Raw genomic sequence first — 15,259 nt, forward strand, 5'->3', positions numbered from 1 at the left:
AAGTTTTGTTAGGCAGGAAAAGGTTTAAATAATTTTGAATATTAGTAAAACCTAAACCATGATAATGAATTAAGGTTTCTTTAAGACTAGATTGTAATTTACTGATTTTATTTAAGTTACGATAACTAGCTTCAGCATTAATTGTTTTTTTAGTTACACATAAAGTAGAATTTGTTTTTTTGCTACTAAAAAATATAATTTTTGCATATCAGAAGTAATAATTGAATTTTGGTTAATTAATTCTTTGTTCATATTTTCAATAACTCATTGTTTTTGTAAACGTTTGGTGTTTGTGGATTTAACATAAATATTGTTATTATTATCAACTGCCATTTGAATACAGCATTTAGTATTAGTTGCGAATGGATCAAGGTGAATTCTTCGTGGATCATTTTTATGTTTGAAATTTCCTTTATGAATTTCTTTAATAAATGTTTCATCGATTTGGATTTTACCAGATAATTTTTTAAATTTTAATTGGGTATTTTCTAATTGTTTTGATTTCATTAATTTTTGACGATTATATCAAGCAGTTTTTAATGTAGTTTTAATAAAACGAGAAATTGTTTTACTAGATTGCCCCAGCAATGAAATTTGAATCAATAAATTTCATTGTTCATAATTTAAATGACTTCAATAAATAAAATGATTACGAAAAGCGTCAAAACTTGCACGGCAATTTTTACATAAATATTTTTGTTTTCCTTCTGAATTATGTCCATTTTTAACGCGATGGCGAGATTCACATTTAGGGCATTTAATGCCTTGTGCTCTAAATTTTTGATCAATTTCATTTAAACGTTTTTGTTTTTTTATTAATTCTGCTTGTTGTTTGACTTTTTCATAAAATTCTAAAAATTGATCATCTGTTAAAGTATTTACTAGTTCTTGAATTATTTTTCCCATAATTATTACCCACCTCTATCATATTAAAAATATACCTAAAATTAAATATATTCAATAAATATCAAGAGTTTTCTACAAAATTAAAAAAGTAATGCATCAAAAAACTACTTAGTTTATTCGGTATGTTTTTGTTGTCACGCGAAAGTACAATGCCATTATCTAATTGTAGTAATATGTAGAAAATAATAATCCACATTTACCAAAAAATAATTGAGATAATGATTTAAAAGTTAATAGGGAATTAATTTATAAAATTTTGTAGTATTTGAAATGGAGTTTTAGTATTTAATGACGAGTGACAGCGTTGAAAGTTGTAATAGTAATAATATTGATTTAAGAAATGTTGAATTTCATTTTGATTTAGTTTTTTATCCTTAACATAAAATTTAATGGATAGTTTACAATAATTTGGACCATATTTATGTGGACTTTCAAATAAAATAAAATTATTAAGAAAGTAGGAAGATAAAAATGGGCAAAAACTCATATTCAAATGAATTTAAAAAAAATTGTCATGCTTTATCAAAACGGAAAAAGCATTGTTGAAATTATTAAAGAATACGGAATTTCAAAATCAGCCGTATATCAGTGAATTGAAAATTTTAATAATTTTGGGTCATTTAAAGTGCATGATAATCGCACTATCGAAGAAAATGAATTAATTTACTTGCGAAAAGAAAACCAACAATTACGAATGGAAAATGACATTTTAAAGCAAGTAGCGCTGATAATTGGCAAAAAATAGGAGTTATTAACAATAATAAAGAAAAATATTCCGTGCTAAAAATGTGTCAAATATTAAAAATAGCAAAATCAACATATTATTATCAAACTAATAATTGTGTTAAGTATGATGTTAATAATTATGAAGAAGAATTTATCGGTGCATTTAATAAAAGTCTTAAAATTTATGGTGCTCGTAAAATTAAAGCTGTTTTAATGAGAAAAGATATTATCTTATCACGTCGAAAAATCAGATTCCTTATGATCAAAAATAATTTGGTTTCTAAATACACCAAATTAAAATATCGTAATCATAGAACAATGGTTAATAATGACCAAATTAGTAATGTTTTAAATCGTCAATTTAATAACAAAAAACCTAATGAAGTTGTTGTTAGTGATTTAACATATGTGCAAGTTGGAGGAAAATGACATTATATTTGTTTATTAATTAACTTGTTTAATCGAGAAATAATTGGCTATAGTGCCAGACCAAAAAAACCGCTGAACTAGTTCAACAAGCTTTTCATAAAATAACACGACCATTAAATAAAATAACTTTATTTCATACTGATCGTGGTAATGAGTTCAAAAATAAAATCATTGATGAAATTTTAATAACCTTTAATATTAAAAGATCATTGAGTGCGAAGGGTTGTCCTTATGACAATGCTGTGGCTGAAACAACTTACAAAACTTTTAAAACGGAATTTATCAAGGGTAAAAAATTTGAAAATTTAACACAATTAAAATGTTAATTTTTATTTTGTTAATTAATACAATAATCTTAGAATACATGGCAGTTTAAATTATTTAACGCCTGTTGAATTTATTAAAATGACAGTCTACATAAAAAGTGTCCAAAAAAGGGTTACCATACCATTCCTTAATTTTAAAAACAAAACTTACATTAAAATTTTCTTGTGCTTTTAACCAATTATCATTTTCAAGCTGATTGGTATCAAAATTATTTTCTAATTCAAATGACAAGGGGTAAATATTTAAATAATAAAAAGTTTCATTTCAGAAAGTAGATAATGCTCCATAAATAAAACATAAATTATTATGAAATTCTTGTAGTCGGCGAATAAAATTAGCTTGTATTAATTCAGCTTTTGATAATTTTAATTTCATAGTTCAATATTCATTTCTTGGATCATTAGAAAGCAACAATCTTTCTTCTACTTCTAATAAGAATGTCATATAACTATAAATTTTTATTTTATAAATTTTAAATTTCAGCATTTTAATTTTAATTTTTAAATTTATTCGCCAATAATTAAACTCAGCTATCATATCAACATTACTATCGTGTTCATAACTATTCAACATAAAAAATATTTGAGTCATAAATATTTTTTTATTATTAAAAGTAATTGTCATTGGAACAGATTCTTTAAAACTTTCTTGGACAGATGGAATTCTAGAAAATAATTGTGAATGACTAATATCAGTTATGTTATTAACATACATCTCACGCAAGGTTAAATACTTATTTTTAAAATGTTTATGTAACCACTCTTGAAATTTTTCAATTGTTGAATCAAATATTTGAAATGATATCGTAACATAAATATCTTCCGTTCATTTTTTTTGAATATATTTTAAAAATAATTCCATTTTTTTATTATTATAATTTTTTTTAAAACCATTCAAAATAATGCTTTGTAAATTATTTATTCTTTTATTTTGACTAGCAAATAATAATGCTTCTACTTCTAACAATCAATTTTTAAATCAACTTTTAATGTTTTCCGGTTCATCAAGATTAATTTCCGAAGTAAAAATAATAAAATTATCATTTTTCAAAATATTAAAAAACTCATTAATATCAATAAGAATATCTTTTTGCATTTTGAGTTTTTGAGTATTACCAATGATATTAGAATCATTATTACTAACATTATTAAGATTATTATTTATTAAATTAATTAAAGTAAAAAAAATTAATATCAAAACCATTACATTTTTTTTAACATTGAAAACCTCACTATTTATAAATTATCAAAATATTAATTTTCTATAATAAAATTATTAAAAGTGTACTATAGCGCGGACATATGTTGGTTTCAAGAGGTTTTTAAAAGTTTGTTTAAAAAATTGAATGGGGTGTCTTTTATTGTTCAATGATTCCTTTGGAAGTTATAAAAGTAATAATATTCATTTAAATATCTTTGTAATTCATTAGTATTAAATCTTTTGATATCATCTAACAATAATAAATTATTATAATTCTTATGAAATCTTTCTATCTTACCATTACTTTGTGGTGACCTTATCGGTGTAGTTTCCTGTATTATCTTATTATCTTTTAAATATTTACTAAAAGGTCTTTCTTTTATCTTATATTCATTTTTATTACTTCAATTAGTAGTAGTAAATTCAGGAGCATTATCAGTTCTAATTCTATTAACTTCTATTCCGAACTTCTTAAAATCATATATTGTTCTTTGCACAGCATTAATGGCGTTGTTAGTTCCTAAACTATCATAAACATAACCAAATACCATTCTTGTCTTTTCATCAATAAAGTCATAGACATACATATTTTTTTCTACCGGGTATTTTGACTTGGGAAAGTGTTTAGCATACATTTGTATTAATCCAATTTCTTTCACTTCATAACGGTGATAATAGCGTTTATTTTCTTTAATTTTTTGTCTAATTTTATCATAACGAGGGTCATTTTTAATTCAATGACAAAAGGTTCTAATATTTCTTGGCAAATCATATTTATGGGCATCATGTTCACCTCTTAGGAGATTTTTATATAACGACCAGACACCGCCAGCTTTAATGTTTTTGTATTTGTAAAATACATCACATACTTTTTTACGACTTTCAATGGTAAATTGATAATGTGGATTTAATGGTTTTGTTGATTTAATTAGTAAATTACTAAAATCATTTGCATAATAACCACTAATAATTTTCTCAGCTCAACGATAAAAAGTTATGTCAATATTGTGAAAATGTTTTTTAATTAATGATTTTAAAGTATTTTTTTCGGTATAAAATTGTTTGCATAGGTTTAAATAATTATTAATTCGTTTTTTAGTTTTATGATAGTTTTTATCTCGGTAAAAACTCTTTAATCAGCATTGTAAGCGTGCTTCTAAATCTGATAATTGGTTTTCAGCGATAATATATTTCATTGTTTATAACCCTGCTGTCTATTTAATTGTTTTTGTTAATTTATTTTTAATATAATCAACCGTTACTTGTAAATTTATTAAATTTTTTCATATTTAATGACCTAAAAAAGTAAAAATTTTTGTTTGTTGGTATAGAGGGAATTTCCAAAGTAAGAAGATTCCAGACCAAGATTTGGAGAGAGGGTGTTAATTGTTAAGTAAATTTTTTTAATTTTGTAGAAAACTCTTGATAAAATAAAAAAAATCATCAACTTGATAATTTTAAAAGGCTTTTATGTAAAATTACTATTTTTACTTTAATTTTTTATACATTAAAATATAATACCGCTGTTTGTTGGTTTGGAGTTAAACCCTTATGTTGGTATTTTCATTTTCAGAGATTTAAATAATTTTGAATATTAGTAAAACCTAAACCATGATAATGAATTAAGGCTTCTTTAAGACTAGATTGTAATTTACTGATTTTATTTAAGTTACGATAACTAGCTTCAGGATTAATTGTTGTTTTAGTTACACATAAAGTAGAATTTGTTTGTTTTGCTACTAAAAAATATAATTTTTGCATATCAGAAGTAATAATTGAATTTTGGTTAATTAATTCTTTGTTCATATTTTCAATAACTCATTGTTTTTGTAAACGTTTGGTGTTTGTGGATTTAACATAAATATTGTTATTATTATCAACTGCCATTTGAATACAACATTTAGTATTAGTTGCTAATGGGTCAAGGTAAATTCTTCGTGGATCAGTTTTATGTTTGAAATTTCCTTTATGAATTTCTTTAATAAATGTTTCATCGATTTGGATTTTACCAGATAATTTTTTAAATTTTAATTGGGTATTTTCTAATTGTTTTGATTTCATTAATTTTTGACGATTATATCAAGCAGTTTTTAATGTAGTTTTAATAAAACGAGAAATTGTTTTACTAGATTGCCCCAGCAATGAAATTTGAATCAATAAATTTCATTGTTCATAATTTAAATGACTTCAATAAATAAAATGATTACGAAAAGCGTCAAAACTTGCATGACAATTTTTACATAAATATTTTTGTTTTCCTTCTGAATTATGTCTATTTTTAACGCGATGGTAAGATTCACATTTAGGGCATTTAATGCCTTTTGCCCTAAATTTTTGATCAATTTTATTTAAACGTTGTTTTTTTATTAATTCTGCTTGTTATTTGACTTTTTCATAAAATTCTAAAAATTGATCATCTGTTAAAGTGTTTACTAGTTCTTGAATTATTTTCTCCATAATTATTATCCACCTCTATCATATTAAAAATATACCTAAAATTAAGTATATTCAATAAATATCAAGAGTTTTCGACAAAATTAAAAGTAAATTTTATTAATTAGTAAAAATTCACGAAAGGGATTTGATTAATATGAAAAACCTCTTAGGATTATTAGGGACAATAACCATAGCGGGAAGCGGAATATCAGGCATTGTTGGAAACGCTCCGGTTTCAGAAATTAAAAGTAAAATTAATTATTCACAAACAAATAATTTAGAAAATTTAAATAGAGTACAAAGAAATACGTGTAGTAATTCTTATATTGAAAAATTCACCAATATAGAATCTGATATTAGAAATATTGCCGTTGATAGTAAAGGAAATATATTTTTTTATAAAAGTGAAAATAATATTCCTACATATGGTTCATATAATCTTTATGTTTTAAAACAAGATAAATCAACTCCGAATAAAATAAATAGAATAAATGGTGAAGTTGATTCAATGGTTATTGATAATAATGATAATGTTTATATTGTTGCTTCAGATTCATTTTATGTTTTAAAACAAGGAACATATACTGTAACTAAAATGGGGGGATAAATGAAAAATTTATTACTTCACTTAATATATATAATGGTGATGTTTATATTGGCACAACAAATAGTAATGTTGATATTCGCCCAATTGATGGTTATGCTTATATTGGCCCAAAAAAGTATAATGCGTATATTTTAAAACAAGGCGAGAATAATCTCCAACAGAAATAAATTTTAAACCATTTTCAGCAAAAGGTACTCTTAAAAATATAGGCATTACAAAAAAAGGTGATATTTATTTTGGAATAAATAGTAATTCTGCTTATGAAGGAGGAATATATCTATTAAAACAAGGAACAAATGAAGTTCAAAAATTTACACAAATATATAGACCTGATGTTACTTCAATCAGTATTGATGATAATCATCATATATATATTGGTTCAGATTATTTTACTTATATGTTAAAAAATAATGGGGAATTTACAAAAATATATAGAATACAAGTTAATAGAAATATATTAATTGATAATAAAAACAATGTTTATTTTATTAAAAATAATAGCATTTATTTATTATCAAAAAATAAAATAAAATCTTTAACACCCACTGTTAGAAAAATTGATACACTAGAAAACATTGATATTCGAAATATTTTTATTGATAAAATAACTAATAAGATTTATTTTGCGACTTCTAGGGGGCCATATATATTTAAAAAATAGATAAAATAATATGAAAAAATTACTATCAATTTTAGGGGTAATCAATTAACAACAAACATGACAAGTTTTTAATCTTTTGTTAAAAATAAAAGTATAAATTGTATATAACAAAATAAAATTTAAAACCAGTAATTAACTAAAATTACTGGTTTTTTTGTAAAAATGAAAAAATTGCTTAGTTGTTTAAGGGCATTGTCATCATAGAAAAATACCTTTATAGGTCGGTGATTTTAACATTTTTTTAATTTAGTTATTTAAGGAGTTTCAATTTGAAAATTATTTGTTTCATTTAATCTGTAATTTGTTTTATCGAAAAAATCTTTGAAATTAGTTAAATTTGTGCCTTGTGCTTTAATTGTTATTTTTTTATTAATTACTCATGTTTTATAAGTGCTATTTTCTTTTATTTTTTGTCCATATGTTGTTATTAAGTTTCTAATTTTTTCTTGTTTATCCTGATTATTTTGCAATTCTTTTGTAAATCGGAAAGTAAAATCGTTTAAGTTTTTTAATTCTGGTAATTTTTCATTTAGATTGCTATTATCTTTTTTATATATGTTAACCTCTGCAATACTATTTGTTGAATTCAAAAACCAAAAATTCATTTTTTCTACGTCTCTAATTTCAAAATCATAAGTTTTATTTTTGTTATTTTTTTGTTCTACTGATTCATTTGCTTTTTTAGCACAGCCAATAATTGGCAGTGTTATTAATCCTAAAATAGCGGTTATGTTTAAAAATTTCATAAAATTAACTCCTTCATTTTGTTTTTTTTCGATATATATATATATATATATATATATTATACGAAAATCCTTAAAATCATTAGAAAAATGGCAAAACCGATTAAAAACTGAAAAGTATAGTAAAAAGCTGATACGGTTTTAAAAACTGGAAAAATGGCGGTTTAAAAGTTAACTGTTGCTTTTGCAATGATTGCTAACGGTCGCGAAATCGTAATGATTTGTGACGCTGTCAATATTCAGTTAATCATTTTAATGTCAGCATTCTGAATGGCACAACCAATATCATTAAAGGTTGGTATTCATCGCACTGAATATTTGCAATTTTCCGGCGGAATTAAGTCATCTCATTCTGAGTTGGTTGAACCGTCGGGAATAAAGGCCGTGGAATTTAAGACATTAAAGTCATAAATTTTAAAATTGTAGTTATAGGCATTACCTTTTTGATAAAGTGGAAAAGTTAAGGTAAAAATATTAATACCATAACGAATATCAATATCGGTATTGAGATAATTAATACTATTAACAGTCTTACTGGTTGGTAAGGTAATGAGTTTGTTATCATAAGATTTAAGGACATTAAATTCGATTTGATAGATGCTGTTATTATTTTTAATCGCATTATAATTTTCTTGATGCGTTTTTTTATCAAAAGTAAAGAAATAACTTCTTAGTAATAATTCCGAATTACCAGTAACATTGATTAAATATTTTTTGGGATAAAAGATAATTAACGAACGATAAAATAAACCGATTTGAATAAAGTAATCTTTGTTGTAATTATCTACACCCTTAAAATCAATTTCGGCATGAGTTTTTTCGTCCATATCAAAAGTAGCATAAAATAAAATAGCAAAGAAGTTGCCAAGTATTTCATAGATTTCATCAAAAATATTTTTGTAATCGCTGTTATTAATACTAGGGATGTTATTTTTAAAATAAAAGTAAATGTCATTTCGTAAATCGGGGTCATAGCGTAGAAAACTAAATTTAACATTAAGATAATTTAGTGTTCCAAAAAGATACTTAATTAGATAATAATCGTCAGTATTTTCGGTGTTATATTTTCAGATTTCACTTTCACCTTGTAATAATTGTAAATAGTCATTACCTGCGATTAAGGTTTTATTAAAAGCTTTGATTTTTAAAATATTTGTATTAATTTCATCTTCACTACTAGAAGTTTTGTGATAAAAATAACTTTCGTTTTTAAAACCATGATTTTTAATGGTGAATTCTTTATAGTAACCTTTTTCTAAAGTGTCAATGAAATTGAATACTGGCGTTCAATAGAGATAAGAGTAATTAAATTTATCAAAATCGCCACGATGAATCATTAAATAATCAAGATTATCAATGATATCATTATATTTGTGGTTACCATCAAATTTAGTAGTTGTTATCGGTAAATCAATTTCGGTACTGTCTTTTTCGATTTCAATTTGAAAATTATTTGTTTCATTTAATCTGTAATTTGTTTTATCGAAAAAATCTTTGAAATTATATAAATCTGTGCCTTGTGCTTTAATTGTTATTTTTTTATTAATTACTCATGTTTTATAAGTGCTATTTTCTTTTATTTTTTGTCCATATGTTGTTATTAAGTTTCTAATTTTTTCTTGTTTATCCTGATTATTTTGCAATTATTTTGTAAATTGGAAAGTAAAATCGTTTAAGTTTTTTAATTCTGGTAATTTTTTATTTAGATTGCTATTATCTTTTTTATATATGTTAACCTCTGAAATACTATTTGTTGAATTCAAAACCCAAAAATTCACTTTTTCTAAATTTTTAATTTCAAAATTATAAACTTTATTACTTTGTCTTTTACTTCTAATTAATGAATTTGTTGTTGTTTTGTCATTGTTAATGTTTGGGGAAATGGTGAAAATGTTATTGAAACTAATAATTAACACGGTAAATATTTTCATAAACATTTTTATCACTCCTTTTTAAAATATTTTATTTTTCATTGTTCTTTTAGTTTTAATCTTTTTTAATATAAAACGAATTAAGCAATTTGCTATTTCTGTTATGGTTACTCATACTAATGAATAACCTATAATCATTAACTTACCAATTGATCCAAAATTTTTAATAAATTGTTGCAAATTTTCAATATCTGTATGTAACAATACAACTACACTTAAAGATATGAATATAATGTAATTAAGTATTATTCATCAATATTTTTTTAAAGAATTAATTAATTTGTTTCATTTCATTTTTCAAGGCTCTTTTTACTTTAATTTTCTGAATAATCAAGCGGATTAATTTTTCAAATTTAATTGCAAAATATATTGCTCCGCCTCATCAAAAAACAAATATTCCTGCCAGCATAATACCACTATTGAACTTGCCAAAGAAATTAACCATCTCTTCATTCATAAAATCATTAAATTCTTTACTTGTTCCAGTTATTCATTTAGTACCGATTGCTGTTAATGCACAAATTAATAAGCTTATAAAGATGAAAATGATACTTAATGGTACTTTTAACCACTGCTTTTTAAAGGAATTTTTAATTCTTAATTTTAATGGCAGTTTTTCTTTTGAATTATCTTTTTTAAATAATTTTCCTAAAAGTTTTTTAATTTTTATTTTCCTTTCATATTTTTATTGTCCTTTAATCACAATAAATAAGGCAATAAGTACACAAGTAACGCCAAGAATGGTAAAAATTGGGTGTTGTGAAAATGTCCGAGCCATTGGTTTAAATAGTTCTAAAATTGTTAAATTGCTAGTAATAAACTTTTGGAAATTAGCAAGCCCTTCGCTAATATATTTCGTTAAAGTTTCAAAATGACTACCAGCTAATAATCTAAGAACAGTTATTAAGATAAAAATAATAATTAGTTTAAACATTGTTAGTTACCTTGTTTTGCTTTTTTATTTCTTTGTTTTCAATTAATTTTATTTGGATTTATTGGTTGTATTTGTTTTTTAGTTTTTCCTCACGCACTTAAACGACCACTATTTTTAACGGCATATCGGCGTTGCTTTTCTAAATTAACTTGTTGACCACTAAAACCGAGAATAATTGCCATAAGAAATTCTACAGCCTGCGTTAAGAACAAAGGAAATATTAGTTGAATATTTGTTCCGGTACTTCAAGACTTAAAATTAAGTCAAAAACCTTATAAAGCATTTGGGCGAGAAAGTCGGCCATTTTTGCAAGATTTTCCATTTTTTATTGTTCCTTTCATAGAGTAAAATTTTTAAAAGGTGCTTGAACTCCTGTATATAAGATATTTGAGTTTTTATTTGGTTTTATACCAATGGCAATTTTTTTCTAAATTATAATTGTTATTGGAATTGCGCTGATAATGAAACAAAAATATTAAATAAAACTTAATTTAATTAATGTCTAAATAATAATTGTCGCTACTAAAAACAGAGTTAACCGTTATTTTTCTTTCATTTTTCTTAAAAATTTGCTAAATTTATCTATTTTTAAGTATTCTAAATCAATTGCTGTATCAGTATAGTATTTGCCTTCATAGTTGGGATTAACTTTTAAATTTAAGTGATCTCTTAAAAATGCTAGGTAAAAAGAATTGTAAGTGTTAAGTATTGGTAAAGGAATTTTTAGTTTAAAAAAATAAATATCAAGTTCAGGAATATCGCGGTATTTAATGCGACGCCCTTTTTTACTATTTTTAGCATCAATTAAGGTGTTTCGTCAGCGTTCATATTCTTCAATGCTCATAAAGGCACCATAGATGACTTTTAAGTAGGGACGAAAAATATTAACTGGTTTTTTGTGAATCCCCACAATTACATTATTGGCAATATCACGAACTTTAACTAAAATATGTTTATCTCTTTGACCGCTAGCGAGAACAATATGACCAAAATGGCGTGCCAGAGCGAAATATTCTTGAATACCGCTTTCTTCATTTTTGGTATTATTTTTTTCTCAATCAGTTCCTTCTAAAAATAAGTTGGTTTCATCTCACAAAAGTAAGTTTTTATATGGCAATATCGGATAATCAAAGTCTAATAATCCCGTATGTCCTAAACTTAATTTTTGAGTTTCTAGTAATGGAAAGGTTGATGCGATATGATGTTTCTTCTTTTTTAGTAATTTTGAGGCGTATACTAGAAAAGCAGTTTTTCCGGCTCCTAATGAACCAATAACGATGTTTAACGGTGAATTTTTTAAGAAATTAATAACTTTGTTAATTTGTGTTAAATTACTGATTTTAAAAAGGAAAATTAAAATACGACCCGCTAAAAATAAATAACTTACAATGTTTTTAAAATAACCGTTGTAAATATATCAAATTGCTCCTCAATGTCATAAAATTAAAAATGAGGTGCGATTTAATTCAATAAAATGGTTATTTTTTTCTATTATTCATTTGCAAAATTTCATCTTGCACCTCACTTTATTTTTTTGTTATCATACCGCTCCAAGTAATTTTTCAAACATTTTAAAACAAATAAAGAATATTGCCAAAATAAATGGAAAAATGAATATTCAGTAGTCAGCAAAGAAGTTACCAACTTGTGGCATATTAACAGCAATAATTTCTCACATTTTAGTAAACGCCGTTATAATCGCATTTCATAATTTAGTCATCGCATCACTAGCTGTTATTTTTTCTACCGTTGCTGGTGCATCAGCCAAGAAAGTTCCAAACATATAATCACCCCCTTTCTTTTTAAAACATTCATCATTTATATTCAAAGTTTTTCTTAAATTTGTTAAAACCACGATTAGCCTTAACGCGACTGTATTTTTTCCTAATTAATTTTGAATTTCTTTGGGAATGCATCACAATGTAACTTCTTGACATTAATTTTGCCTTTATCTAAATACTGATATGGTTTTTCAAAGTGGCATTAAAATAAATCACACCATAATCGCTGTTAAGAATCAAAAAGCAATGTTTGCTATTAAAAGTCAAAGTGGTGCTTGGGTTAATTTAATTTCTTTACCACCAGTAATGTTAGCCAGAATAGTTGTAATTTTAATAAATAAATCTCAGAAAGTTTGTTTAATTTGTTCTCAATTAAATTCTTTTAAGTTTATTGTCATTTTTTATCTCCCAAAAATCATTTTTATTGGTAAATACATAATTGAAATTAATGTGAAAATAAAAGTGATGATAATAATTAATCCGGCAATAAACGCAACTTGTGCAGGCATTTTTTCTATCGGAACAAACAGTTCTAAAAATTCCATAATAATTTTTCAAAACATTATTTTTTATCCTCGTTATTTTCTTTTGAATTAGGATCTTTAACTCATTCTTCAAAGCGAGCAATAAATACTTTTTCGTCTTTTGTGAAATTACCAGTATTATTTTTAATGGCATTTTTATATTTAATTCGCATTTTTATTTTGGCATAAATTTTATAAGCAAAATATGCCAATAGCATGATGCTGATAATAATAAATATTAATCCAATCGCGATATTCATTTTTAAACTCCTTTAAAATAATTATAATTTGTATCTTTTTTGTTGTTTTCTTTTTCGGCAATGAAGAAACTTAATAATTCTTGTCCTTTAATTAACTTGGTTTCTTGCTCTTGTTTATTAATTGAGATTACTTGGTGTTCATTATTTTTGATTATTCCGATGCAAATGGAATTTTCATATTTTCCTTTATAAACAAATCGTTTTGGAAACCAAATACCGATTTGTTTATAAAATCACGGAATTTTTGGTGCTTTAATTAAAATTGCATTTTGTGTTTCTTTTAAGAGATATTTCTTAGTATTTAAGAAAATGTTTTCAATGTTTTTCATAATAAATTACCTTTCTTATTTGTTATAAACTAAGTTATTTAACTAAGTTTTTTAAACATTTATATATCGCAGATTTGAATGTTTAACAATTTTTGTTAGTAAACTTCGTTTACTAATTAACTTAGTTTGATTGTTTTGAAACAAAAAATAAATTATATAATTGAAAATTTGGCACAATTAAAATTAATAAATATTTTTGATAACATTTATTTGTCATTCCTTTTTAAATTTTTTTGCAATAAATAAATACGAGCTCATTTATTTATTGATTTTGTGTAAAAAAAACATAAGTGTATACTTTACACAATAAAATTATTAAAGGTTATTGACCTCAAATTAATTGTTCAAAGTTATAAGTTAAAAAACTATTAAGTTTATTGCTATCATATTGGTTATAAAAAGAAGCCCGTGCTAATTCTACCATTTCTTCCGAATCAGCATCTTGTTCCAACAGCATTACCTTTCTAATAAAAGATTCTTTTCTTAAATTGTTATTATCCGAAAATGCAATTTTAATTTCAAAATGAAATTCAAAGTAATATTTATGGGGTTGCACAAATGAAATTTCACTTTTTATTTCTTTCAAACTATTACTATCTTTTAATAAATAATTACAAATTAAATCTTCAAACGAAGATTTTTCATTTCTATTATTAAAAAAAAATTAAAAAATTACTCGTAAATTTGACATCAAAAATAGTTTTCATCAAAACTACTTTATTATTGATTTTCTTTAATAATTTCTTAAAATCATTAGTGAAGTCATTAATAATAACACTATTTTTTAAATCTGGTAATTTACTAAACATATATTTTATATCATTAGTTTCTTGCTTAATAATATAGTGTCTAGTATCTTTAATATTAATAAAAAATTGCATTTCTTTATGAGAATCCATTTTAATAAAACGATTCGGTACCACTGTTAAAACTATTTTAACAAAAATATCTTCATTTATTACAGTATTTAATTTATTAGGTTGAATATTTAAACCATCAGCAGTAAACAATTTAATATTTAAATGTCTAATGTAATTTGAGTTATTAAAAAAATTAACAGGAACAAGTGAATTAAAACCCACCAAAGTTGGCTTATGTTTTAAATATTCGTTTAATCCCTTAAAAATTAATTCATTTGTTAACCGCGGATTTTTTTTAGTTAAGTTAATTCTGAATAGTGATTTATCTAAATTATTAAAATGATTAGATGAAATTGATAAATCAATTATTTTTCCTTCATCATTATTAATGATATCAAACTCATCCGTTTCTAATAGCAATGCTATATTATTAGTAGCAAAAATACTAATTAATACTAAACTAGAAAATAGTTTATTCACCAAAAACTCTCCTGACAACTAAAATAATAAGTTAATAGTAAAAGATAATACTTACAACCTCCTTTTTTAAAAAATAACTATTTATTAGTCTAACTCCATAACATTCTTATGAATAATATTAACAA

General features: G+C 24.1%; 20 protein-coding genes and 2 pseudogenes. 3 read left to right on the top strand and 19 right to left on the bottom strand.

Translation table 4 applies throughout. From position 1 onward, the window contains the following. Positions 1-153: 153 nt before the first annotated feature. A complete protein-coding gene (locus tag I5Q57_RS02955; RefSeq protein WP_215826736.1) occupies positions 154-906 on the bottom strand; it encodes an IS1/IS1595 family N-terminal zinc-binding domain-containing protein in 753 nt (250 codons plus the stop codon). A gap of 471 nt (positions 907-1,377) precedes the next feature. Between I5Q57_RS02955 and I5Q57_RS02960 the strand changes: the two are divergent. Next, positions 1,378-2,475 (top strand): annotated as a pseudogene (locus tag I5Q57_RS02960) (IS3 family transposase); the annotation flags it as partial. Here the strand turns inward: I5Q57_RS02960 and I5Q57_RS02965 are convergent. The 5 genes and pseudogenes from I5Q57_RS02965 to I5Q57_RS09610 form a co-directional block, all read right to left on the bottom strand. Then, positions 2,443-3,591 (bottom strand): hypothetical protein, encoded by a 1,149-nt coding sequence (locus I5Q57_RS02965; protein ID WP_215826737.1) that lies wholly within the window; start codon positions 3,589-3,591, stop codon positions 2,443-2,445. The pseudogene I5Q57_RS02960 and the gene I5Q57_RS02965 sit on opposite strands and share 33 nt — an antisense overlap. Before the next feature lie 83 nt (positions 3,592-3,674). Beyond that, entirely contained in the window at positions 3,675-4,784 is a 1,110-nt protein-coding gene (locus I5Q57_RS02970; RefSeq protein WP_215826738.1) for a DDE-type integrase/transposase/recombinase, read from the bottom strand. Between the two features lie 304 nt (positions 4,785-5,088). Beyond that, positions 5,089-5,745, bottom strand: a complete 657-nt coding sequence (locus I5Q57_RS02975; protein WP_215826739.1) for a transposase — start codon at positions 5,743-5,745, stop codon at positions 5,089-5,091. Positions 5,746-5,814: 69 nt separating this feature from the next. After that, a pseudogene (locus I5Q57_RS10035) lies at positions 5,815-5,958 on the bottom strand (IS1/IS1595 family N-terminal zinc-binding domain-containing protein); the annotation flags it as partial. Then, a complete protein-coding gene (locus I5Q57_RS09610) occupies positions 5,933-6,067 on the bottom strand; it encodes a hypothetical protein (RefSeq protein ID WP_256444909.1) in 135 nt (44 codons plus the stop codon). The pseudogene I5Q57_RS10035 and the gene I5Q57_RS09610, both read right to left, overlap by 26 nt. 111 nt (positions 6,068-6,178) lie before the next feature. On the opposite strand from I5Q57_RS09610, the gene I5Q57_RS02980 reads away from it, so the two are divergent. Both I5Q57_RS02980 and I5Q57_RS02985 read left to right on the top strand, forming a co-directional pair. Continuing rightward, the gene (locus tag I5Q57_RS02980) at positions 6,179-6,631 is read left to right on the top strand and encodes a hypothetical protein (RefSeq protein ID WP_215826740.1); all 453 of its coding nucleotides are present in this window, start codon (positions 6,179-6,181) and stop codon (positions 6,629-6,631) included. Positions 6,632-7,028: 397 nt separating this feature from the next. Continuing rightward, positions 7,029-7,292 (top strand): hypothetical protein, encoded by a 264-nt coding sequence (locus I5Q57_RS02985; RefSeq protein WP_215826741.1) that lies wholly within the window; start codon positions 7,029-7,031, stop codon positions 7,290-7,292. A gap of 254 nt (positions 7,293-7,546) precedes the next feature. Here I5Q57_RS02985 and I5Q57_RS02990 read toward each other — a convergent pair whose 3' ends face one another. The 13 genes from I5Q57_RS02990 to I5Q57_RS03050 form a co-directional block, all read right to left on the bottom strand. Next, positions 7,547-8,038: a hypothetical protein gene (locus tag I5Q57_RS02990; RefSeq protein ID WP_215826742.1), complete on the bottom strand. Its 492-nt coding sequence runs from the start codon at positions 8,036-8,038 to the stop codon at positions 7,547-7,549. A gap of 161 nt (positions 8,039-8,199) precedes the next feature. Then, positions 8,200-9,678: a hypothetical protein gene (locus I5Q57_RS02995; RefSeq protein WP_215826743.1), complete on the bottom strand. Its 1,479-nt coding sequence runs from the start codon at positions 9,676-9,678 to the stop codon at positions 8,200-8,202. Continuing rightward, positions 9,679-9,972 (bottom strand): hypothetical protein, encoded by a 294-nt coding sequence (locus I5Q57_RS03000; RefSeq protein WP_215826744.1) that lies wholly within the window; start codon positions 9,970-9,972, stop codon positions 9,679-9,681. Positions 9,973-10,237: 265 nt separating this feature from the next. Beyond that, positions 10,238-10,423, bottom strand: coding sequence for a hypothetical protein (locus I5Q57_RS03005; RefSeq protein ID WP_215826745.1), 186 nt, complete (start codon positions 10,421-10,423; stop codon positions 10,238-10,240). 228 nt (positions 10,424-10,651) lie between these two features. After that, the gene (locus I5Q57_RS03010; RefSeq protein WP_215826746.1) at positions 10,652-10,900 is read right to left on the bottom strand and encodes a hypothetical protein; all 249 of its coding nucleotides are present in this window, start codon (positions 10,898-10,900) and stop codon (positions 10,652-10,654) included. Positions 10,901-10,902: 2 nt separating this feature from the next. Further along, a complete protein-coding gene (locus I5Q57_RS03015) occupies positions 10,903-11,082 on the bottom strand; it encodes a hypothetical protein (protein WP_215826747.1) in 180 nt (59 codons plus the stop codon). 359 nt (positions 11,083-11,441) lie between these two features. Continuing rightward, complete coding sequence (locus I5Q57_RS03020) at positions 11,442-12,413, bottom strand: hypothetical protein (RefSeq protein WP_215826748.1); 972 nt, start codon at positions 12,411-12,413, stop codon at positions 11,442-11,444. A 24-nt stretch (positions 12,414-12,437) separates the two neighbouring features. Continuing rightward, positions 12,438-12,683 carry a hypothetical protein gene (locus I5Q57_RS03025; RefSeq protein ID WP_215826749.1) on the bottom strand — a complete coding sequence of 82 codons (246 nt, stop codon included), beginning with the start codon at positions 12,681-12,683 and terminating at the stop codon, positions 12,438-12,440. 165 nt (positions 12,684-12,848) lie between these two features. Further along, positions 12,849-13,079, bottom strand: a complete 231-nt coding sequence (locus I5Q57_RS03030; RefSeq protein WP_215826750.1) for a hypothetical protein — start codon at positions 13,077-13,079, stop codon at positions 12,849-12,851. A gap of 164 nt (positions 13,080-13,243) precedes the next feature. Beyond that, positions 13,244-13,465 carry a hypothetical protein gene (locus I5Q57_RS03035; RefSeq protein WP_215826751.1) on the bottom strand — a complete coding sequence of 74 codons (222 nt, stop codon included), beginning with the start codon at positions 13,463-13,465 and terminating at the stop codon, positions 13,244-13,246. A 2-nt stretch (positions 13,466-13,467) separates the two neighbouring features. Further along, complete coding sequence (locus I5Q57_RS03040; protein ID WP_215825948.1) at positions 13,468-13,794, bottom strand: hypothetical protein; 327 nt, start codon at positions 13,792-13,794, stop codon at positions 13,468-13,470. A 322-nt stretch (positions 13,795-14,116) separates the two neighbouring features. Further along, the gene (locus I5Q57_RS03045; protein ID WP_215826752.1) at positions 14,117-14,380 is read right to left on the bottom strand and encodes a hypothetical protein; all 264 of its coding nucleotides are present in this window, start codon (positions 14,378-14,380) and stop codon (positions 14,117-14,119) included. 67 nt (positions 14,381-14,447) lie between these two features. Then, complete coding sequence (locus I5Q57_RS03050) at positions 14,448-15,134, bottom strand: hypothetical protein (RefSeq protein WP_215826753.1); 687 nt, start codon at positions 15,132-15,134, stop codon at positions 14,448-14,450. Between the last annotated feature and the right edge of the window lie 125 nt (positions 15,135-15,259).

This window comes from Spiroplasma endosymbiont of 'Nebria riversi', from assembly GCF_018831625.1.
In the GTDB taxonomy this organism is placed as follows: Bacteria; Bacillota_I; Bacilli_A; order Mycoplasmatales; family Nriv7; genus Nriv7.